This is a genomic window from Paenibacillus xylanivorans (genome assembly GCF_001280595.1).
In the GTDB taxonomy this organism is placed as follows: Bacteria; Bacillota; Bacilli; order Paenibacillales; family Paenibacillaceae; genus Paenibacillus; species Paenibacillus xylanivorans.
On sequence record NZ_LITU01000068.1, the window covers coordinates 60,055 to 82,113 of the forward strand.

Annotated in this window: 18 protein-coding genes; 5 read left to right on the forward strand and 13 right to left on the reverse strand. The window is 45.3% G+C overall.

The window, feature by feature from the left end; all coding sequences use genetic code 11:
• From AMS66_RS18805 to AMS66_RS18830, 6 genes are all read right to left on the reverse strand, one after another.
• A partial coding sequence (locus AMS66_RS18805) for an aminotransferase-like domain-containing protein (RefSeq protein ID WP_236703513.1) occupies window positions 1-1,035 on the reverse strand: 1,035 nt, incomplete at its 3' end.
• Between the two features lie 176 nt (window positions 1,036-1,211).
• Window positions 1,212-2,366: an NAD(P)/FAD-dependent oxidoreductase gene (locus AMS66_RS18810; RefSeq protein WP_053782255.1), complete on the reverse strand. Its 1,155-nt coding sequence runs from the start codon at window positions 2,364-2,366 to the stop codon at window positions 1,212-1,214.
• A gap of 56 nt (window positions 2,367-2,422) precedes the next feature.
• A complete protein-coding gene (locus AMS66_RS18815; protein WP_053782256.1) occupies window positions 2,423-3,148 on the reverse strand; it encodes an SAM-dependent methyltransferase in 726 nt (241 codons plus the stop codon).
• Window positions 3,149-3,376: 228 nt separating this feature from the next.
• Entirely contained in the window at window positions 3,377-4,465 is a 1,089-nt protein-coding gene (locus AMS66_RS18820; protein ID WP_053782257.1) for a Ger(x)C family spore germination protein, read from the reverse strand.
• Between the two features lie 2 nt (window positions 4,466-4,467).
• Window positions 4,468-5,538 (reverse strand): GerAB/ArcD/ProY family transporter, encoded by a 1,071-nt coding sequence (locus AMS66_RS18825; protein ID WP_053782258.1) that lies wholly within the window; start codon window positions 5,536-5,538, stop codon window positions 4,468-4,470.
• Window positions 5,531-6,877, reverse strand: a complete 1,347-nt coding sequence (locus tag AMS66_RS18830) for a spore germination protein (protein ID WP_053782259.1) — start codon at window positions 6,875-6,877, stop codon at window positions 5,531-5,533. The genes AMS66_RS18825 and AMS66_RS18830 overlap by 8 nt, the downstream gene beginning before the upstream one ends.
• Window positions 6,878-7,028: 151 nt before the next feature.
• Between AMS66_RS18830 and AMS66_RS18835 the strand changes: the two genes are divergently transcribed.
• Together AMS66_RS18835 and AMS66_RS18840 are read left to right on the forward strand one after the other, a co-directional pair.
• Complete coding sequence (locus AMS66_RS18835) at window positions 7,029-7,502, forward strand: MarR family winged helix-turn-helix transcriptional regulator (protein ID WP_053782260.1); 474 nt, start codon at window positions 7,029-7,031, stop codon at window positions 7,500-7,502.
• A gap of 156 nt (window positions 7,503-7,658) precedes the next feature.
• Window positions 7,659-8,894: an MFS transporter gene (locus AMS66_RS18840; RefSeq protein WP_053782261.1), complete on the forward strand. Its 1,236-nt coding sequence runs from the start codon at window positions 7,659-7,661 to the stop codon at window positions 8,892-8,894.
• A gap of 137 nt (window positions 8,895-9,031) precedes the next feature.
• Here the strand turns inward: AMS66_RS18840 and AMS66_RS18845 are convergent, their stop codons facing one another.
• The 7 genes from AMS66_RS18845 to AMS66_RS18875 form a co-directional block, all read right to left on the reverse strand.
• Window positions 9,032-11,047: an alpha-L-arabinofuranosidase C-terminal domain-containing protein gene (locus tag AMS66_RS18845; RefSeq protein WP_053782407.1), complete on the reverse strand. Its 2,016-nt coding sequence runs from the start codon at window positions 11,045-11,047 to the stop codon at window positions 9,032-9,034.
• 33 nt (window positions 11,048-11,080) lie between these two features.
• Window positions 11,081-11,974 (reverse strand): carbohydrate ABC transporter permease, encoded by an 894-nt coding sequence (locus AMS66_RS18850; protein ID WP_053782262.1) that lies wholly within the window; start codon window positions 11,972-11,974, stop codon window positions 11,081-11,083.
• Between the two features lie 16 nt (window positions 11,975-11,990).
• Window positions 11,991-12,953: an ABC transporter permease gene (locus AMS66_RS18855; RefSeq protein ID WP_053782263.1), complete on the reverse strand. Its 963-nt coding sequence runs from the start codon at window positions 12,951-12,953 to the stop codon at window positions 11,991-11,993.
• 33 nt (window positions 12,954-12,986) lie between these two features.
• A complete protein-coding gene (locus AMS66_RS18860) occupies window positions 12,987-14,555 on the reverse strand; it encodes an extracellular solute-binding protein (protein WP_053782264.1) in 1,569 nt (522 codons plus the stop codon).
• A 127-nt stretch (window positions 14,556-14,682) separates the two neighbouring features.
• On the reverse strand, window positions 14,683-16,416 hold the full coding sequence (locus AMS66_RS18865) for a response regulator (protein ID WP_053782265.1): 1,734 nt from the start codon (window positions 16,414-16,416) through the stop codon (window positions 14,683-14,685).
• Window positions 16,417-16,419: 3 nt separating this feature from the next.
• Window positions 16,420-18,219, reverse strand: a complete 1,800-nt coding sequence (locus AMS66_RS18870) for a sensor histidine kinase (protein ID WP_053782266.1) — start codon at window positions 18,217-18,219, stop codon at window positions 16,420-16,422.
• A 75-nt stretch (window positions 18,220-18,294) separates the two neighbouring features.
• Window positions 18,295-19,149, reverse strand: coding sequence for an AraC family transcriptional regulator (locus AMS66_RS18875; RefSeq protein ID WP_053782267.1), 855 nt, complete (start codon window positions 19,147-19,149; stop codon window positions 18,295-18,297).
• Between the two features lie 123 nt (window positions 19,150-19,272).
• On the opposite strand from AMS66_RS18875, the gene AMS66_RS18880 reads away from it, so the two are divergent.
• The 3 genes from AMS66_RS18880 to AMS66_RS18890 are packed head-to-tail and all read left to right on the forward strand — an operon-like array spanning window position 19,273 to window position 22,012.
• A complete protein-coding gene (locus AMS66_RS18880; protein WP_053782268.1) occupies window positions 19,273-20,811 on the forward strand; it encodes a sulfatase family protein in 1,539 nt (512 codons plus the stop codon).
• Window positions 20,804-21,457, forward strand: a complete 654-nt coding sequence (locus AMS66_RS18885; RefSeq protein WP_053782269.1) for a chromate transporter — start codon at window positions 20,804-20,806, stop codon at window positions 21,455-21,457. Before AMS66_RS18880 ends, AMS66_RS18885 begins: the two co-directional genes overlap by 8 nt.
• A gap of 24 nt (window positions 21,458-21,481) precedes the next feature.
• Window positions 21,482-22,012 (forward strand): chromate transporter, encoded by a 531-nt coding sequence (locus AMS66_RS18890; RefSeq protein ID WP_053782270.1) that lies wholly within the window; start codon window positions 21,482-21,484, stop codon window positions 22,010-22,012.
• Window positions 22,013-22,059: the final 47 nt, after the last annotated feature.

The window sequence follows — 22,059 nt, forward strand, 5'->3', positions numbered from 1 at the left end:
AGCGGCTGTTTTGGCATAATCCAGCATCGGGATATGAACCGGCAGATCACACCAGAGGAACAGCCCTCCATCGGGATGGGTAAAGGTGATGGACTCACCCATATGCTCCTGCAATTTGTCAATCATCAAGGCAGACTTCCTGCGATAAATTTCACGGATACTGCTAATATGCTCTGCATAGTTATACTCAGTCATGAACTTGTATGCCAGAATCTGCGGCAGCATGGCTGTATGTACATCCTCTCCCTGTTTGGCAACAACCATCTTCTGAAGAACCTCGGAAGGAGCCAGAACATAACCAACACGCAGGCCAGCGGACAGAATCTTGGAGAAAGAGCCTACGTAAATAACCAGACCTTCATCATCCATCGATTTGATCGTAGCTACATCTTCTCCGCGAAACCGAAGTTCTCCATATGGGTTATCTTCCAGAATCATGACACCATACTTCTTGGCAAGATCATAAATCGCCTTGCGCTTCTCCAAGCTTGTGGTAATGCCTGTAGGGTTTTGGAAACTCGGAATCACATAGATCAGCTTTACATTCTGCTCGGTTTGCAGAGCATGCTCCAGCTTCCCGATATCCATACCGTCCGTCTCCATCGGAACACCAACAAGGTTGGCGCCTGAAGCCCGGAAAGAGTTCAGTGAACCGATAAAGCTTGGGCTTTCACAAATAATCGTATCCCCTTCATTACAGAATACTTTACAAGCGAGTTCAATTCCCTGCTGTGCTCCAGATACGATGAACAGTTCATCCGAGGCTTTGCCCGTGTCAAAGCCTGACTTCAGGTGTGTAGTCAATGTATCCCGCAGCGGGGCATAGCCTTCGGTAATTCCGTATTGCAGTGCTGTTACCGGGTCCTGTTCCAAAATCGATTGGGTGAATGTCCGAATCGCCTCAATAGGAAAAGTTTCCGGAGCGGGATTACCCGCAGAGAACGGAATTACATTTTGACCCGAAGAAGCCTTCAGGATCTCACGAATAATGGATGGCTGCAATGCAGCAATCCGGTTGGAAAATGAATAGTTCATCTTAGAATAATGCCTCCCGAATTCAAGTCTGACTCTTGTCTCTATAACCACAATTAGATTCTATTATACGAGTATTTGGCAGATTTCTAAACGGTCTCGTTAAAATTGGCAGAGAACAACAAAAAGAGGCTGACATAAGCCGCCCCATGTTCTTATGGATTTCACCTTCCTGCCATCTATGATCGATGGACCAGATTGATTTCTGATAACCGTGTTGCCTTCACCAAATAAGTTGCCAGACCTGGGACCATCCGGGCCAAACCAGGATAGAATTTGTTCGTTTTGGCAAAAGCCAGCTTTTGAATTCTCCGTGCCCTCCAGAGCAGTCGCGTGAATTCGCGATTAGCTTCCTTCGAATATTCGTGCTGCCACTGCGTGAAGCTGATCTTCCCTTGAAGATATCTGTCAGTCCATTCAGCGCATAACAGAGCGGAACGAAGGGCAATGGACATTCCATCACCACACAAGGGAGGTATCATTAGCATGGCATCACCAATATGAGGATATTGGGACCATGGTTCAGGAACATTGGATAGATGAAGTGGTGCAATCGAGACCTGTGTTCCTGGGACTGGGCTTCCCTCAACAAGCCTCGCCGCCAATCTTTCGTTGGTCAGGGATGCAGCCTGCAAAATATCCTTTACAGACTTACCGCTTCCCCGCACCGTATCAAGTGTTAGCAATGCAGCGACATTTGCGATACCATCCTCAATCGACGAAATGCCGACATAGCCTCCCTTGCAAAAATACAACTCTACCCGTGGCGGAATGGTGATCCCACGATAGTGCGATTTAACACCAACATATGCTGTTTTATCCCGCAGCTGGGCTGACGAGGTCATCCCGCGCGGCTTTTTGGAGCCATGGGCTCCAATAACGGTTTTGGCTCTATACTTAATCCGGTCATTTCCTTGTTTGGCTTCGACTACATAGCTGAGATCATCTAACTGCTGAATGTTGGTTATCGTTGCTCTCGTAACGATTTCAACGCCTGCGGCTGTGGCCTGCTCGTGTAAAATCCGATCCAGCTCATATCGGCTAATGCCATAGGCCAATCCCGGCAAAGGCGCCTCGATCTCCCCGCCCTGAGGCATAATGATCTTGGCATGATCCATGGTACTTGGTTTTACCTCTTGATCACCAAGGTGGATACCCAGATAATCCAGCATCTCCTTTGTCTCAGGCGACATAAATTCACCGCATGTTTTGTGACGTGGAAACTCCTGCCGATCCAGGAGTAGTGTCCGATGCCCTTGCTTGGCAAGCTGCATCGCAAAGGTACTGCCGGCAATACCCGCTCCGATGACTATGGCATCTATTGGTTTAGACACGTAAGAACACCCGCCTTTCATTGTCCACTATGATAACAGCCTATTGATGTAACGAGCTATGATAGTGTCCCAACATGGGGAATCACAACGGAATAGCGGAATAAAGGCTTCCATTCATAAGTCATCGTGTCATGATTCAACTGCTGTTTCAAATCCCGCCAATCCTTTCCCGTGAAGCCTTTTGCAACAGACAGCGGTCCATCATGACGAATATACCGATTGCGTGAGATCATTCGAGTGGTAATCCAGACGGCCGCATAAGATACAGGATGCCGATGGATATCGTTAATGACAACGCCATATTTGGAGGCACGCAGCATATGAGAGACCATATCAATCAGTTGCTTTCCCTCGAAATGATGGACAAATTGCGAGCCGGTCACGATGTCTGCTGAGGCATCTGGCAATTCCCTGACATCGATACGCCGAACCTTGATTCTGGGTTCATTTCGGAAGAGATTTCTCGCTTCCTCACATGCCTCCTCTGTCAGGTCGACCAGAGTAATCTCAAGCTTAATTCCTTTTTGCTCCGCCCAATGCAATAGCTTCTGGTTTACATCCCCTGAACCTGCTCCCACATCAAGAAGAGTCAGCGTAGAAGGACTCCCAATCGCTCTCCATAACTTCTCCACCCCTGCACGGGTTGGACCGGGAGCAGCGAATATTTTGTTCAGCCGTCTCAAATGTTTGAGCGCTTCGCTCAATTCTTTTCCACCCGTGGAGAAATCGTCCATCAACTCGTCTTCCCTTGCCCGTACGGATAGTGTTCTAAAGAAGGACATGATTCCGCTCCTTTACAGCTATTTATTGTGAGTGATTCTATCCAATTAACAATTATCCCCTCTAACGAAGCCTTACAATCGTAAGAGCGGAGATATGTTATTTTACGAAGATATCCCAGATCTCAGAATCCTTAATTCAATGACACTCTAGAATGAACAACCCCAAGGCTGTATCACTGGATAAAAATATAAACAAGTCGCCAAAATTGGCGACCTCATGGGTTAGAGTTATTTCTTGATCATTTGTCCCTGATTCTCATTATCGTTGGCACTTTCTTTAAAATAGATTTCGTTCAGAATGTTGACACGAACGTTAATCTTCTGCTCCAGCTTCGGAAACCACTTGGTTTTCCATTTCTTTAAATTTTCCTCCGTCAGTTGGGGTCGAAATATCATCCCTATGCCGAGTACATCCGATTTTAAGGATTGAATCTTTCTCACGGTTCTATTGAATTGTTGGCTCAACTGCTCCTGCATTTCTTTTTCAATTACTCCATTGCCTTTTCCTTCAGGGCTTTCCGTAATGACCACATCAAGAACAACATTCGTCTGAATAGACGGGCCTTTCTCCGACCACTGGGTCTGATGTTTAATATGCGCGTCCTGAATAAGAACACTTGTGTTCTGTGCCACTTCAATCGTTCCCCCCGAATATTTCCCTTTGAACAAATTAAACAAAAGCGTCTCTTCCTTACTCAGCGTTCCTACCATGCGGTCATCCCGCATGACAGCCGTGCCTTTGAAGGTAAACAAGGTTCGCTCGCCGTTTTTGAGCATGGGAATGGCCATGTCTTCCGTATATGAGTTTTGGTTTTGATAAGCTTCCCATATTCGAACAATAGATTGATTGGGCGTCCATCCGGCATCCTGGCTAAAAAAGTCGTAGGAAGAAATTTCAGGTGTTGGTGAGATCTGATGATACATCGTCTTCTCAAAATCACCATCAATTACCCCTACCAAGCCTTTGATCGATATATCGTTCGCTCTTACAGCAAAATTGATGATGTTAACAATCCCCTGCTCTGCGACCTGTCTGTCGATTAACAACAACCTTAGATGTACCAATTCGATGCTTTTTTCAGAATCGGTTCGTATCAAATCGATAGCTTTACTGATGGATTTCGACTCTTTTTCAAGAATTTGGGTCCTACCTGACGCATCCGGTATTTGGAGAATGACCTTGTATTTTTCAGTACTGCCTTTACCCACTCCCATGACAACAGGAAGATATTGTTTATTAATATCCTTTGTATCCCAACATCCTGGAAGCAACAAGAGCATAGCTAGGGTTACAAACCATGTCTTTGCACTACGCATGTTCATGTACCCACCTTCTTCCGCTGCCATTGCGCCGCCAGGAATACAATGATCGGAAAACCTAAAACGCTATAAACGCAAAAGTAAGAATTCAGATACAGGTATGAATTCAATGCGTTCATATCCGGTATCCACAGACTAATCAGGTACAAGGAGACGCACGCTAGGGAGAGAATCCATAGTCTGTTGATCTTCGGCATAAATAGCTGTTGCAGTATGAATACCAGAATCCAGAGTAAAACGGAAACCTTCAAAACACCCAACGCACTGGAGGCCACCACGTAAAAGCTGGGGAGCCAATCAAATACAACCCATTCCAGATCAATGGTATCCGACGCCATAAGCATGGGATATTGCAAATGGACTACCGTTTCCTGTCCAAATACAAGAAGCGGAACATACACAGACCCCAAAGCGAATACAAAAATGACACCGACGGCAGCAGCAGCCTTACCAAAGCTAATGCGTTGCTTCGAGGGAATCATGCCCAGGAACAGGAATCCAGCTGAAATGACCGTACATACATAGAAGTCAGAATTAGAAAAAAATGTCATCTCGCTATCCCAAATCGGAAAAATATAGCTAATCCTAAAATTTTGGATACTGATTAGCATAGAAAAAAAGATGAATGGCATCAAAAGGATACACAATCCTATGCTCGCCCGGATGATTACATTAAGTCCCTTCCAAACGGCATAGAAACATATCACGATGAATAGAGCCCCTGTCGCTGCTGGCGGTGTTCTCTGTAACAGTACAGCTTTAATTTCACCCGCCTGGAAATACATAAGCAAAAACAACTCGATATATAGAAAGATGAGCAAAGGCAAAACGATTAGCCTCGTTCCCCAATTACCCAGTGAATCTTTACAGATGTCTACCACTGTTCTTCCTGGGAACTGGGACAATGCTTTCAAGTAGAGCCACAGAACCAGCAGCTCAGCCAGAAAAAGGATTGTAATGGGAATCCAGTGCCCTTTTGAAGTCGCAGAGATGATGCGTTCGGGGAAGATAGCAAAGATCGAAGCGAGATGAAGCAGAACAAACAGAGTCAAAATCTGAGCTTTATTCATCTGAAGCTTTTCCTTTCACACTTAAACTTAAGTAAGGAACGGAGCAAGTGCTCAACGAGGCAAAATACAAGATAATCCAAATCATTGCCGCCTCAAGACCCCATATCCCAAAAAAGGAACTGATGAGCATGACAATGTATTTATACATTCGTATACCCGTCGTATTCATGTAACCTGCCAGCACAAAATTAGCAATCGCAGAGGCAACAAGGATAATAATCAATAGATTACTGACAAGTTTAGCCTGAACAATCGCTTGTCCTAACAGAATACCGCCAATCATCGTTATCGTAGGACCAATGTTTTTGGGAAGTCGAATCGTAGCCTCAATAATCATCTCCAGCAGCAGCATAACCAGGAGCATTTCGATCAACGAAGGATACGGAACCCCTTCTCTGCTCTTGGCTACCGTTATGGCGAGTTGTATTCGCAACAATTCCGGATTCACCGAATTCAGCACAATATATAGACCTGGAAGCATGACAGCCAAAAGTGCGCCAATCGCCCGTACGGTTCGTAAAAACACCTGAAACAGATATGGATAGTTAACGTCCAGCGTTGTTGACCACAAATCCGTTATGATCACCGGGAAAGCAAAAGCAAACGAAAACTGGTCAATCAATATGACCACTTTTCCGTTCATCAAATTCTGTACCATCTCTCCTGGCAACTCCGAAGAGACGTACGTTGGTGTTAATGAGAATTTCGGATGCCCCAATATACTCATCAGGTCCCTTACCGTAGTCAATTCCTTGTCCTTATTTTGATCCAGCTTATCCCGGATAGACGCAATGACCTTAGCTTGAGCAACACCCTCCAGGTATACCATGGCAATTTTCTTGGTAGACCGCGTTCCTGTTTCTCGTCGTTCAATAACCAAATCATCGGAGATCATCTTTTTCCGCAGCAAACCGATGTTTTTATTAATATCTTCTGTAAAAGCATCGTACGCAGATTGAAGGGGATTCTCACTCTCCGGTGCACTGACAGATCGCGAAATGTCAGTATGCTCCGGTTCCATGACAGCTGCCATTCCTTCTGTGCTGAACAGAACAAGCTTTCCATGCAAAATATGGTCGGATATCTCATCCATTGACATGGAGGCCTCTTCTTCAAACGGACTGAACATATTTTGAAATGATCCGTTCTCATTGCCACTCGCCGCCTGGTTAATTGCAGACAAAGTTGTCGGAAAATCGACAAGGGTCTCCATGTAATACGCTCTGAATTCCTGATCGGCGATAACCACGTTCTTGCTTAAGAAATCCGAGCTCTTTTTGAAATGTTCAGAGAGTTGCTTTTCTATATCGTGAAGATCTTGTTCATGGATTCGCTGCAAATTTTACCACCTCTTTTGAAGTAGTATGTCGTTCAGAAAAAAGTTTATTCAGAAAGGCACCTTGATTTATGCAGTAGTCAGAAAGGCTTTTGTACTGGAAACCAAAATTTAATATAATGTTATAATGCACCAACGGGTGGGAGGATAAGATATGAACAAAGAAGAACAGGTCTCAGTGGGTTTCAGGGACTTATATAACAAGATCGTTCGGCTTAATAAGGATAAGATGGAAGACAGTCTTAAGGGTTATAAGCCCTCTGAAGTGCATTGCATCGAATACATTGAAAAAAATGTAGATTCCAATGTGACTAGACTTGCGGAGTCCTTTTATATGACTCGCGGTGCCATAAGTAAATTAACAAAGAAGCTCATACAAAAAGACCTTATCGAAAGCTACCAGAAGTCGGATAACAAGAAAGAAATCTATTTTAGGTTGACGGAGCAAGGGAAAGCCATTTATCAAATCCATGAGGATCTACACAGCGAGTTTCAACAGCGAGATAAAGCCGTGTTTGAGCAGGTAACCGAGGAACAATTCGACACTATGCTTAAATTCGTGGACAAGTATAATCGGCATTTGGATGCAGAGATCAAGAAATTGGGTGTAGATATCAAGTCGGAATAAATCTGAATAATGAAAGTAAAACTAATAGCAGCCGGACTCTGTGGAGAGAAGGCTGCCTTTTTTATCGTTATTTTTTTGTTGACAAGGAAACAAAGTAGAGATACGATGATAATGTTTCCAAGGAAATAAAACCACGGATTTTGAGGGGAGAATTTAATGTTCAAATTACGATCAACCCATAAAGAAAACGCAGAACAAACCATAGACAAACATGCTTTACTATTTGGTCTTATCTCTGTATTTCTTTGCGGAATAGGTTTCAGTATCATAGCACCTGTCGTCCCATTCTTAGTACATCCTTATATAAGCAGTCCGGGTGAGCAAGCGATCGTTGTTACGCTGTTGACCTCTGTTTATGCCTTCTGCGTGTTTTTTGCGGCCCCCGTACTTGGTGCTCTGAGCGACAAATATGGCCGTCGTCCATTGCTCTTGGTATGTCTTTTGGGTTCTGCAATCGGGTACTTGGTTTTTGGCATAGGAGGTGCTCTATGGGTACTATTTGCGGGACGCATCATTGAGGGGATAACAGGCGGGAGCATAGGTACGATCTTCGCATATTTTGCAGATATCATTCCTCCAGAACAGAGAACCAAATACTTTGGATGGGTGAGCGCAGTTGTAGGTGTAGGCACCGTTATTGGTCCGACTGTAGGCGGATTACTGGCGAAGATTGATTATTCCGCACCCATGTATTTTGGAGCAGTCATCACTTTAGTGAATGTTATATATGGATTCTTTTTTATGCCTGAGAGCCTTGACAAGAAAAATAGATTAAAAGAAATTACTTTTGTAAGACTTAATCCATTCATACAGCTTGCAAACCTGCTTTCCATGAAAAATTTAAACAGGCTACTCATCTCAGCGTTCTTACTTTGGATACCCAACGGATCATTACAGGCCGTTTTTTCTCAATTTACAATAGATACTTTCAGTTGGAAGCCCGCACTAATTGGACTTATGTTCTCGATTATGGGTGTCCAGGACATCATCTCACAAGGGTTCATCATGCCAAAGCTGCTGAGAAAACGTAGTGATAAACAAATAGCCATTCTTGGAATGATTGCAGAGATTATAGGTTACAGTCTTATTGCGCTATCTACTTTGTTCTCCTTCTATCCTCTTTTTATCGCTGGCATGTTTATATTTGGTTTTGGCGATTCAATCTTCGGGCCTTCATTCAACGGGATGCTCTCGAAGTCCGTTGATTCCAGTGAACAAGGAAGGGTTCAAGGAGGTAGCCAATCCATTCAGGCTTTAGCAAGAATGATTGGTCCTCTCATTGGAGGTCAAATCTATGTATCACTTGGTCATGCCGCACCCGCTGTCATGGGTGTGATCCTTATAGCAGCAGCAATACCTGTTTTGTATAAAAGAACGCTTGTAAATATTTAAAATGCCTATTTTCATTAGGCAAGTAACTTATTGATCTGGTGGTCGAGACACCATCTAGAACATACCATAGGGTTTCAGAACTTAGGTACAAGTTCTGAAACCCTATTTGTCTACAATCCGTCACATCCTTTCATCAGCTAGTCTGCCTTTCCAAACTCGAGTACATAGATGGATGAAGGACGTAATACATAACCACGCTGCCAATCCTCGGTCAAAACAATACGTTCTGTGCACTTGATATGATCTGGTTGAAACACGGAGTTGATATTATTGTACGAATCGCTGGTAATCTCATATAAGTTCGCATCTTCTCTTACATCGAAAGCTTGTAGATCCAGCTTACACCGTATCTCCTCCAAGCTTCGGTTCACAATAAACAGGGTGACCAAGCTACGATCATCATTCGTTCCGGCTACAATGTCCAGATCGGGAAGTGCGTCTAGATCTACAGGCGTTTTTTTGTTTGAAGCTACAGAGAATGTTCCACATTCGGTCTCCACGGGTAGAATATGATGAATATCCCGATTCGCGTAAAGCTTTAATACTTCATAGGTTGGAGTTCCATAGATCGTAAGCGGACTTCCACTCCACCCAGCCTTCTTACCACAATATTGATCGGCATAGAAATCCCCGACACGAATGCACCCCCCAAGCCAACCATTGACCAGATCGGAGAAACTTCCGATATGCACGCTATCGCTGCAACGAATCATTTCATTCAGATTGGCCGCATTTGCCACGGCGGCGCCAAGGGTGTGTTCGTCTGGCAATCCTTTTCTCACAGTATTTGGATAATACATCGTGTTATATTCGGTGATCGCCAGCTTCACATGTTGATGTTTGATATCGGAATGGATGACCTCCGTTGTCTGGTGGATATAGTGCCTGGTCCACTCGGGATAACTCGCCATCGCTTTATACCGATCCTCAGCCGGCGTATCCCGATTCATGCCAAAGGGACCGTAGCCATGATACAAATGTAACGTTAAATAATCGATATGTTCACCTGCCAGAGCAAGCACGGTTTTATTCCAATCCTGCTCGTAATGTCCACAGGCCAGCAACACAATGGAAGCATCTACCTCCTTCATCGCCTTTGCAAACTGTACGGTCCGCTCCGCAAATTGTTCGGCAGAGCAAGCACCCACTTGCCATTGCCCCCAAACCTCGTTGCCGATCTCCCAGTACTTGACGTGATACGGCTCAGGTGATCCATTCTTCGCCCGAAGAGCCCCCATCGGCGTATCCACACTTCCATTACAATATTCAATCCATTGGGCGGCCTCTTCAGGTGTACCCGAGCCATCGTTCACACAAATCAGAGGTTCTACTTGCAGTTCTTGGCAAAATCGAATAAATTCATCCGTTCCGAAATATTTACTGGTCCATCCTCCCCATGCCTCGTTGTACATAACGGGTCTCTCCAGCACCGGACCGATGCCATGCTCCCAGTGATAGGCGCTAATGTAGTTACCTGCGAGTCTCATCATGCCTGCGTTTAGTGCTCTGGTCATCTCTACCACTTCATGTTTCACTAGGGCAATATGATCGACAGGCAATAGAGACACATGATCAAGCCAGAGCATTCCAGTAGAGACGTGATCGACCCATCTTGGATGCTCTGCCGGAATATAGACCCGAATCTCTGCATCAGGACAAGCGCGCACGATCGTCAGCCTTCCTTCATAATCCCGCCAGTTATGGCTGTCCAATTCGACTTTCACCTGACCAAGCACTTCTTCCGTATGCCTATCGACCGCTTCAACTATCAAGTATTGTAGTTCGATGGAAGCTCGCGCAACAATATGGACGGTGTAATCCATCGGCCCTTTCAATGCGGACCTCTGGGCAATCCCCGCATACGCTTCATCATCACTTAAGATCCGAATACGCTGAGCGCGACCCGAATGTCTGAGCGCCGGGGCTTCCATCGCAAATTGGGTATTTCTCCCGTTCGTGTAAGCCTGCCAGCTCCCCGATACAGAAGTTCTTGATTCAGCTTCGCTTTCAAAGTCCATATCCTTCAATGGAAATGCAAGCATCGCCTCCATATGGTCCCGAATGTCTTCCACAAAATGTCCAAACAAATAAGGGTTGACCGTATGCTCGCTTACGCGACTACAATCTATATTAATTCTGGCGTTTGATTTCAACATAACTCCTCCATCATTGTGGTTGATATGGATTTAGCCTTTAATCGATCCAATCATGACCCCTTTCACAAAATGCCGCTGTACGAAAGGATACATCAGCAGTACAGGCAAACTGGAGACGATAATTACTGCATACTTGATGCTCTCCGCGAGCAGGATTTTGTCCTCCAGTCCAATATTGCCGTCCACGGCATCGGATTGGCTGATCAGCAGAATTTCGCGTAGTACCAATTGAAGTGGATGAAGATTTTCGTTACGAATATAGATGAGTGCGTTAAAAAATGAATTCCAGTGTCCTACAGCATAAAACAGTACCATCACGGCCAGAATCGGCTTGGACAGGGGCAGAATAATGCTCAGAAGCAGCCGCCAATTGGAGCACCCATCCATGTGGGCAGCTTCCTGAAGTTCCCAGGGTATACTCGACTGGAAATACGTTCTCATCACGATCAAATTGTACGTGGCGATCGCGCCGGGAACAATCAGTGCCCACATCGTATCCACCATGCCCAAATTTTTGATCAATAGATATGTTGGAATTAACCCGCCACTGAAAAACATCGTTAGCGTGATAAACACCATGATTATATTACGCCCAGGAAGGTCAGGTCTCGAAAGGGGGTATGCGGCCAACACAGTCATGATAATGTTAATCACGGTGCCCACGACCGTATAAAATATCGTATTGCGGTACCCCATCCAAATCTTCTCGTTGTGCAAAATGTTTGTGTAGGCGTCCAAAGTCAGTCCTTTGGGCAACAACCAGACTTCTCCGTTCAATACTTTTGTGGGATCACTGAACGAAGCGCTAACGATAAAAATCAGCGGGTACAGCACAGCGATGATAATGACTGAGGCTATGATGTATACGATTACATCGAAAATTTTTTCATTTGAACTGGATTGTAATGTCGCCTGCTTGGACATGGGACCTTGCCCTCCTTTACCATAAGCTCGTCTCAGACGTCTTGCGCGCAATCCGATTGACCAGTAAAAGCAACAACAGATTAATGATTGAATTAAAAAGCCCGATAGCAGCTGTATAGCTGTATTCTCCCTTAAGGATCCCTGTCGTATAGACAAACGTTGAAATGACATCACTCGATTCCAGATTAAGATTGTTTTGCATCAGCAAAATTTTCTCAAACCCAACGTTCATGAAATGACCGATATCCAAAATGAGCAAAATGATGACAACAGGAGCAATGCCGGGTAGCGATATATGCCATATACGCCGCAGTCTTGACGCTCCATCCATCTTGGCAGCTTCATACAGATGCGGGTTCACACCGCTCAAGGCTGCAATATAGATGATGGATTGCCAGCCCATGTTCTGCCATATATTCGAACTGATAAAAATGGTCTTGAACCAACCCGCTTCCTCTAGAAAACGGATCGGTGTACCTCCGAATGCCTCAATGAGCAGGTTGACTGGACCTGTATGGGGCGAGAGAAACACATTCAGTATACCAACGATAACGACTACTGAAATAAAGTGAGGAATGTACGTTATATTTTGCAGCCACTTGCTGAAGGTTTTATTGCGAATTTCATTAATGATCAGTGCCAGCAGGATTGGAATCGGAAAGGCAAGCAACAAGGAGAACAGGTTAATGGAAAGCGTGTTCCATAGAAGCCTCCAGAAATAATATGAATTGAAAAATCGTTCGAAGTGACTGAAGCCTTCCCAGCTGCTGCCCAAAATCCCTTTGGCCGGATTGAAATTTTTGAACGCAATTTGCAGTCCATACAACGGGGCATAGTGAAATACCAAATACCACGTGACAGGAAGAAGCAGCATAAGGTATAGATCCAATCTTTTGCCCATTTGCCTTAGCAGGCCTGAACTCTTTTTCGAATGGCTTCGTGGCATCGTAATCGTTGTATCCGTTTTGACGCTTTTCATGGGCATCTGCTCCTCATCCATGATGTTTCAGCATTATTTCTGCATCTTGTCATAGGCATCCTGATACAACTTCTCCAGCTCCTCGATTCTCATCTTTTTGAGCGTGGACTGGAATTGCTCCCATTTGTCGAAGCCAAGCGCACCCACGATAAATTTAGTACTTTGTTCTTCGTAATATTTGTCGATATCATTTCGCAAAATATTGACTTCCTGGGCGGTTTCCTCATCAAACATTGGAGCCGCATAACGAACTTTTGGCATGAACGGATCAAGCTTTTGCTGCGCCTCCTGCACCTGCGGTGGATTAATAAAAGAGGCAACCTGTTCGCTGATGAGATGTGGCGCGCCTCCTCCTGCGTAAGGCGTGATTTTGGCCTGATTGCTGATATCCTTCAAGAAGTCCTCTGTATAGTAGGGAATACCATCTTTAATTTCATAATGCTCGCCTTCTCTTCCGAATCTCAACAGCGTAGAACCCTCATCACTGTAGAAATAATCAATCCAACGCATCGTGACTTCCGGATATGGATTGACGGATGTGATCGCAAAGGCTCCAAAATCCCTGGCAATGGGCAAAGCCTGACTCTGCAATCGGTCACCCTGCGGACCTTCCAGTGGGGCGATACCGGTATATTGGTCTTTTATCGACAAAAAGTTATTGTTTGTCTGGTCAAAGAAAAATCCTGTATTTCCTGATCCCTGCTTGGCCAGGTATTGTGCTTCCGTGTGTGAAAATATTTCCTGATCCAGCAGCTTCTCCTTATACAGCTTGTTTAAATACATCAGCATTTCTTTATTCTGGTCACTACCCATCCAGATGCTTACCTTGTCATTTTCAATATTGATGTTATATCCAAGCTGTGAATCCAAACCGAATGATCCGCTCATCGCGCTCACAACAGCCAAACCTACACGGGCTGTCATCGGGAGTTCATCCTGTTTGCCGTTCCCATTCGGGTCACCGTCACGGAAGGCAAGCAGTACGTTGTACAGTTCTTCGGTCGTCTCCGGCACTTCCAGATTAAGCTTGTCAAGCCACATCTGATTAATCCATTTCTTATCCGTCCTCGCCGCACTGAGCGTAACAATCCCCGGAATCGTATAAATGTGACCTTCCGGTGTGGTGATGCCTGCACGAATCTCGGGGTATTCTTCCATTAATTTTTTCAAATTCGGAGCGTACTCGTCGATAAGTTCTTCCAACGGAATTAACTGGCCCCCAGAACCGTAGCGGATGGCTTCAAGCGGGGAAAGACCTGAACGGAACAAGGCATCAGGTAGCTCATTTGATGCAAACAACAGATTTTTTTTCTCTTGAAAACCATCTGTTGGCGCTTCAATGAATTCCACTTTCACATGGCTCAATTTCTCGTAATCCTGGAAAACTGGCATCTCCTTGAAAGGGCCATTTACGGGTGCGATTCGGGTAAACATCTTGAGGTTTACCGGTTGGTCCACAATCGGAAACCCGGTCGTATGAACGTCGTTTTTCGATACCTCTGGTGCAGATTCGTTAGTTGTTCCACCGGAACTGCATCCAGCCAGCATCAAACTGGAAGCGATCATCGTCATAATCACATTTCTTCCCCAGCGTTTACGCATAAAGTTGCGCCCCCCAATTCTTTATCACCAAATGTAATTTGTAAGCGTTTGCCTTTGGTGTGTGCTCATTATAATTCACCAGGCATGGGAGGTAATTACAATAATATGACCCTTTACTCCACATATTTTACAAGTTTTGAGTTTTGTTCATATCGGCATCGTTTCCCGAGTGTAAATCCGGGAGCTTTATATTGTTCTTCCTTTTTCCCGGATTGCTCAAATACGCTTGCGGTGTCAGTCCCGTTATTTCTTTGAACACTTTAAAAAAATAGTTGTGCGTCGTAAATCCCACTTGTATGCTTATTTCTTTGATCGAGTATCGACCGCTTTCCAGCAGCTTGCACCCTTCATCAATCCGGACACGATTCAGATATTCCGAAAAAGTTCGCTGCGTCTCCTCCTTGAATATTCTGCTTAAGTAGGAGGCATTCAGACCAATGACATTTGCAGCAAGCTCCAATGTAACATAACCCGGATACTTCTCCAGGATGAAATGGATAGCCTGCGTGACATGCCGAGAATATGACCCAACCACACGATGTTGATTCAGCAAATGAAACAAGCTGGAGAAGAAGGATTGCAGGCCTTGCTCTAGCTCTCTCATATTTCTCATTCGACCAAGCTCGCTTCTTGAAGGAAGATTAGCTACCGCTGGATCTGTGGAAGGCAAGCAGCTCTTCCATGCTTTATCCCCCGTTTGCATGAGCTCACTGACAATCATCTGAACCGTATGTGAATGAATAGGCAGGTGTTCTATCGAAGCAATAATGGAGGAAATCAATTGGTGCACGCCTTGCTTGTCAAACCTTTCTATGGACATCAGAAGCTGCTTGTGCTCCTCGATTGTCAGAGAAACACGCTGACGTTGATGGAATTCATCTGAACGCTTGTCTGATGAATGTTTGTCCAAACATGGGCTTTCTTCTGGGACGGTATAGCTACTGAACGTTTTCGACGAAGATCCATCGAGTGCGCTTTCGGCTGAGCAGTAGCTGGATGCCAACTGGGACAGACTGGTGCATACATGTCCCACAGCGGTTACACATTGCAGATTCAGGAACAGTTCCAATACATGCTGAATCTTCCGCAATTGTCCGTCTATCTCACGCTGCATGATCTGCTCGCTTCGTTCCCTGAAAGAAAATACGATAACATATCGCCCTTCCTCTACGTACACCGCTGTCCGCTCATGAATATCACCCAGGCCCTGCTGCATCATTTCGACGACTTGCTGAACCAGTCCATTGGTTTGTACGTCACTGAATGACTCTGTCAGCAGTAGAAACGGAACAATCTGTAAAGCTGTTGCTACATATCTAGACGCATGCGCATATAGATTGTCTTTCTGGGAAAAATCTTCAGATCCGTACGTTTCCTTCATCCGCCTTTTGAGTAAATACAGCAAATAATGGCGGATAACCTCCGGATTCAATTTCTCTGCTTCCGCCCTCTCGGCGACGTGTTTCTCTCGCAACCGATCTTCCTGCTGCAATTCCAATACGGCTTTATTCAAGATGTTGAGCAGCGTCGAATCGTCCAATCGATGCTTGAGCAAATAATCAATGGAGCCGTTGTTCAGGCAATCCCGCACGTAGTCATAATCATCATAACTGCTGAGCATTATGGTCTTAATCCACGGAAAACGTTTCTTGATTTCCCGATTGAGCTCTACACCGTTCATTTCAGGCATATCTACATCAATAATCACAATATGCGGTGGCGACTGCTCAATCATCGTTAAAGCAATTAACCCATTATGCGCCTGACCGCATAATTCGAATCCATAGTCAGCCCAGTCCAATAACGTCCATAGATTATGGCGTACCAAGGGTTCATCATCGACGAGTAGCACCTGAAACATGGCTTATATCACCTCTCGTTTGGTATTTCTAATACTTTTCTCCAGTTTGGGGAGCCGAATCTCAGCTTTGGTGTACAGCCCCGGTTCACTGCACAAATGAACACCATACGAGTCGCCGTACGTGCGAACAATTCGTTCGTGTACATTACGTACTCCCATTCCACTAAAACGTGATGTCTCGCCGTTAGTACCTGTACCTTCCAGTAAATACTCCTGTTGCTCCTCCGTGATCCCCTTTCCGTTATCCACCACATCAATATTGAGATGGTTTGCATCTTCATATACCCGTATCAACACGAATCCATCCTGTTCGAGCGGTCCAATACCATGAATAATTGCGTTTTCGACCAAGGGTTGCAGCATCAACTTCAACACCCGGCAATCCAGCAATGCGTCATCCTCAATTTCGGTAATCAGTCGAATCGGCTTCATATATCTGTACTTCATGATGGAGACGTAGTGCTCAACATATGCCAATTCTTCTCGTAGTGTAAGAAATTCGCTTGAATTTCCGAGGACACTTCGCATGAGCTCAATCAACGATCCCGACACCTCTTCAATGTTTGGCACTCCATTCAGCCTGGCCAAATACTTGATTGTATTGAGCGAGTTGTACAAAAAGTGAGGATGGATTTGTGCTTGAAGCGCAGTCAGTTCAGCTTCCCGCTTTTCTTTCTCGCTGAGGTGGATTCCTTCGAGCAGTCGTTTCAATTCTTCCACCATGCTGATAAAGACAAGGTATAGTTGTCCCGTCTCGTCTTCGCTTTTGATCTCTTTTTGGGGTAGTGTAAAATTGCCATCCTTCACAAACATCATCAGCGATTTTAGTTTCCGAATATTCAGGGTAATTCGGGAAGAAACTTGCAGTGAAACAATCAGAACAACGACAAACACGATAATGGACACCTCTGCCAGCAGTTTGCGCAGCCTTACAGATTCGGTCAAAAGGGAATCCATCGGAATTAATGCAATAGTACTCCACCCAGTATAGTCGGATTGACGGCTGACAACGATATATTCTTTTCCATCAATGTATTGCCTGACCCCTTCACCATTTGTAGTGAATTGCTGATGAATCTTCTTAATTTCCTGGTATGAAGGAGCAAAAGATAAGTCAGCTTGGGTTTCATAGACGAATTCATCTTCCTTATCCAGTACATAGATCATGCTATCTGTAGTCGGCCTCACGTCATATGTTTTCTGGATAAACTCATAATTCAGGTCCACCATGACTACCCCAATGGGTGCCCGATCATAACGGATCTCCCGGCCAATGGTGATGGCATCTGACACTCCTGTCTGCTTGAAATATGCGTGCCTCGATCCATTTTGCAGCATATAATCCATCATTCGTGTTCCCAAAATCGTCCTGTCCAGCCAAGGCCCACCCGAGAAGAACACCTTCCCGTTCAGGCCCACAACAGCTATCCTTGAAATGTAAGCCTTATAATCAATCAGGGACGATAAAAATTCATCTATTCGCTTCTGCTCCTGGAACCACTCGTAACTGATCTCCTCATTCGGACTGAGTAAGGTGTCAATAACCGTGTTTTTGTTAGTTACCACGACGGTGTTCAGACGATCGATCTCCTCCAGCATCATGTTCAATGATTCATCTGCTTGCCTTATGCTGTCCGAAACTGACGTGATGGCATTTTGCATGATTGTCTCACGCATGCTCATATAAACAATGACCGTAATCGAAATGATGGATACAAGCGTAACGGCAATAAAAGCGATGAAAATTTTTCCCTGAATGCTGCGTTTCGGTGAAATCCATCTCTGCATTGTAGAGAGCTTCATTGTGGGAGTCTCCTTTTTCAAAATCAAAACAAAATAAGTAAGCGTTCTCCAAACTGGACATCGGTATGTTCAGGATCAGCTTGAGGTTCTCCGCATCATGATTGGAGGAACTTTATAATAGATTTTGAATGCTCTTGTAAATGAATATAAATTCGGATAACCCAGCGACAAAGCAATCTCCGTAATGGATGCATCTGTATCCTTTAGAAGCTGTTTGGCCTTATCCATTCGTATTCGCTGCATGAATTTTAACGGGGGCAGACCGACCTGACTGGTGAACATGTTGGAGAAGTACGAACGATGCACCCCCGCGAAGTCGGCCACCTGCTGCACGGAAATGCCCTCTGTTGCATGTAATTCCATGTAATCCATGCATTCATGTATCCAGCCCGCCAGTTCTGTAGGTTGTGCGTAATTGGTGTCTGGAACAAGACTGGCCAATAAGCCATATACCAGCCCGTGCAACTCCAGGGATACTGCTGGCTTCCATCGTTCCACACATGCCAATGCATGAATCAGACGTTCGGACGTTTCCTGAACCTGCGTAGAAAACATCTCTTTGCCGAACGGACTTTCTGGAGTCAAGCCAGCGAGCTCGAGTAATGGTTTGACTTTAGCCCCATCCAATGCCAGCCAGTTCATTTGCAGCGGAGATTCCGAGGGAAGCATGTGATAATAATAGGTTCTGCCGGGAAACAGACAAAAGAGATCATTCTTCTGCAGGTCCACCCGCTTGCCATCAAACTCAAACCTGACCATACCCTCATGCACAAAATGAAGACTATAACACTCGATACGTTTGGGACCAACTCGGTAGTTGGATTTGGCTATACTTCTCCCTGCCCTGACTGGCCAAATGTGTTCCTCTTTATCCAAATAACCCGGCTTATAGTAGATGAATTCCGCATACTCGTACTCATATTCCTGCATCTTGGCGAGTCCCCTCCTTTTCCTATTTTGTTTGATAATAACAAAATGACAACAAAAATATAACACCGGGCTATTTTTATAACTCGCTTTTTTCAATATTATCTTACTAGGAGGCGATTACACTTGTCGAGAACACCTAACATTTTGCTAATCACTAGCGACCAGCAGCACTGGAACACGATCGGAGCTTTTCAGTCTGAAATTTCCACACCCAATCTAGATCGGCTCGCCCGGCAAGGAACAACGTTTGATCGGGCATATTGCCCAAACCCTACCTGCACCCCTAGCCGTGCTTCCATGATTACAGGCATGTATCCCAGTCAGCATGGGGCCTGGACGTTGGGCACAAAACTGCTTGAAGACCGTCATACCGTCGGGGAAAGTTTCAGTGAGGCAGGATACCGCACCGCACTCGTAGGTAAAGCACATTTTCAACCTTTGAAATCCACTGAAGCCTACCCGTCGGTCGAAGCATATCCCATCCTGCAGGATTTGGAGTACTGGAGACATTTCCACGGACCGTTTTACGGTTTTGACCATGTTGAACTGACCCGTAATCATACGAATGAAGCGCATGTCGGTCAGCATTACGCGCTATGGCTGGAAGAACAGGGATGTACCAACTGGAGAGATTACTTCCTTCCCCCAACAGGAACGATGGATCCTTCCGTAACGTATACGTGGCCTATTCCTGAGAAATATCACTACAACACCTGGATCGCCGAGCGAACCAACTCCCTGCTGCAGCAATATACCAATGCCGATGATCCCTTCTTTCTATGGGCCAGCTTTTTCGACCCGCATCCGGAATATCTGGTACCGGAACCTTGGGATTCGATGTATGACCCGGATGACCTTACGATCCCCTCCATAACACCCGGAGAGCATGATCGTAATCCACCCCACTTTCAAATGACCCAGGAAGAGAATCCGAATTTTGAACATCTGGTTGAAACCGGCTTCGGCATTCACGGATACCGCTCGCATCATTATTATGAATATGGCGACAAGTCCCGGTTAACGGAGTATGACAAGAAAAAACTGGTCGGCGTGTATTACGGGATGATCAGTATGATGGATAAATATATTGGCAAAATTCTCGATAAGCTGGATGAGTTGGGCATTGCAGATGATACTATCGTCGTTTTCACAACCGATCATGGCCATTTCTTCGGGCAGCATGGTCTTCAGGCCAAGGGTGGATTTCATTACGAGGATCTTATCAAAATCCCATTTATCGTAAGATATCCAGGTGAGGTGCCTGCTGCGAGAAAATCAAATGCCATACAATCGCTGGTCGATCTGGCTCCCACCTTTTTGTCCCTTTGCAACATTGCCATACCCCATGCCATGACGGGCATTGATCAAAAGAAAGTGTGGCTTGGCGCCGAGGAAGCTGTTCGTAATCATGCTCTCTGCGAATTTCGACACGAACCCACGACGATTCATCAAAAAACGTATATCGAACAGCGTTATAAGATCACCGTCTATTACAATCAAACCTATGGTGAACTTTTCGATCTCGAAAAAGATCCCGATGAACGATTCAACCTGTGGAATGAACCTGAGTACACCCATCTTAAGGCAAATCTGCTGCTCAAGTATATCTGGGCTGAGCTTGGCAAGGAGTCCATGCCGATGCCTCGAATTCATCATGCCTGATGGAAAGGATGAGGGTAGCATCAAGAACCTGAAAGAACAATTTATGGTACTGACACAGCTTTTTTGGATTTTCTTCCGCATCGGTCCTTCCACCTTTGGAGGCGGATATGCGATGCTGCCCATTATTGAACGCGAAGTGGTGAACAAGAAAAAATGGATGCAAGAGGACGAGATCGGTGAGCTTATATCGCTTGCCGGCGCGGCTCCCGGAGGTGTGGGCGTCAATGCCGCTGCGATAATCGGACATCGCCAGGCAGGCATCGCGGGAGCTGTTTCGGCCGTCATCGGCGTGACATGTCCCACGTTTTTGATTGTGATCCTGATCAGCGTATTCGCCGTATTATTTCGTAACCAACTCAAAGTTGAAGCCGCTTTAAAAGGAATGAACGGTGGCATTATTGCCCTAATTAGCATGGCAGCTTATCGGACGGCCAAGTATTCCATCTTAGATACAACAACAGCGATAGCTGCCATTGTGACCGTAGCTGTGCTGTTGTTTGCAGGTATCCATCCCCTCTACCTTATTGTTTCGGGATTGATATGTGGTATGGCCGTAATTCGGATTAAGAAGCGATTGGGTCTTCAAGTAAAAATGGAAAAGGAATCTGTAACAGGAAGCTACCCGGAACTGGAATATTACATTTAAGAAAGACGAATCGGAGCGATTGACATGTACTGGGACCTGTTCAAGATGTTTATACGTGTAGGCCTCGTTTCATTTGGTGGAGGTTATGCCGTTATCCCGATCATTCAACACGAGGTCACGGAAAAAGGTTGGCTGACAAGCGCAGAATTCCAGCAAACCGTAGCGCTGGCCGGTATGGCGCCCGGCTCGATTGCAACCAATGCCGCGACGTTGATTGGCTATAAAACGGCAGGTTATATCGGAGCCACTGTCTCTACTGCAGGAATGATATTGCCCTCACTCGTCGTAATTGTACTACTTTCTGCCTTATTTTATCGGATGCATGACAATTCATGGGTCAAGTCATCTTTATATGGCTTGCGCCCAGTGACGACAGGACTCATTATCTATGCTGCCATTCATTTTGGTTATCCAAGTGAAGACGCAGGCATAAGCTGGGTATGGATTGCGACACTGCTTATTAGTGGATTTTGTTTGTTTCTCCTGTTCAAGTACAAGCTTCATCCCCTTCTGATTCTCATTGTTGCCGGAGCCGCTGGCATTATTTTATTTTAAAACCAGCATGGGGCCCAAGGAAGATTCTCCACCAACAAATGTCGGTT

What these genes read in the sequence shown, in the direction of transcription:
- AMS66_RS18815 (WP_053782256.1), bottom strand. Translation starts at nt 3,148, where the DNA reads ATGTCCTTCTTTAGAACACTATCCGTACGGGCAAGGGAAGACGAGTTG.
- AMS66_RS18820 (WP_053782257.1), bottom strand. Translation starts at nt 4,465, where the DNA reads ATGCGTAGTGCAAAGACATGGTTTGTAACCCTAGCTATGCTCTTGTTG.
- AMS66_RS18825 (WP_053782258.1), bottom strand. Translation starts at nt 5,538, where the DNA reads ATGAATAAAGCTCAGATTTTGACTCTGTTTGTTCTGCTTCATCTCGCT.
- AMS66_RS18835 (WP_053782260.1), top strand. Translation starts at nt 7,029, where the DNA reads ATGAACAAAGAAGAACAGGTCTCAGTGGGTTTCAGGGACTTATATAAC.
- AMS66_RS18840 (WP_053782261.1), top strand. Translation starts at nt 7,659, where the DNA reads ATGTTCAAATTACGATCAACCCATAAAGAAAACGCAGAACAAACCATA.
- AMS66_RS18850 (WP_053782262.1), bottom strand. Translation starts at nt 11,974, where the DNA reads ATGTCCAAGCAGGCGACATTACAATCCAGTTCAAATGAAAAAATTTTC.
- AMS66_RS18855 (WP_053782263.1), bottom strand. Translation starts at nt 12,953, where the DNA reads ATGAAAAGCGTCAAAACGGATACAACGATTACGATGCCACGAAGCCAT.
- AMS66_RS18860 (WP_053782264.1), bottom strand. Translation starts at nt 14,555, where the DNA reads ATGCGTAAACGCTGGGGAAGAAATGTGATTATGACGATGATCGCTTCC.
- AMS66_RS18865 (WP_053782265.1), bottom strand. Translation starts at nt 16,416, where the DNA reads ATGTTTCAGGTGCTACTCGTCGATGATGAACCCTTGGTACGCCATAAT.
- AMS66_RS18870 (WP_053782266.1), bottom strand. Translation starts at nt 18,219, where the DNA reads ATGAAGCTCTCTACAATGCAGAGATGGATTTCACCGAAACGCAGCATT.
- AMS66_RS18875 (WP_053782267.1), bottom strand. Translation starts at nt 19,149, where the DNA reads ATGCAGGAATATGAGTACGAGTATGCGGAATTCATCTACTATAAGCCG.
- AMS66_RS18885 (WP_053782269.1), top strand. Translation starts at nt 20,804, where the DNA reads ATGCCTGATGGAAAGGATGAGGGTAGCATCAAGAACCTGAAAGAACAA.
- AMS66_RS18890 (WP_053782270.1), top strand. Translation starts at nt 21,482, where the DNA reads ATGTACTGGGACCTGTTCAAGATGTTTATACGTGTAGGCCTCGTTTCA.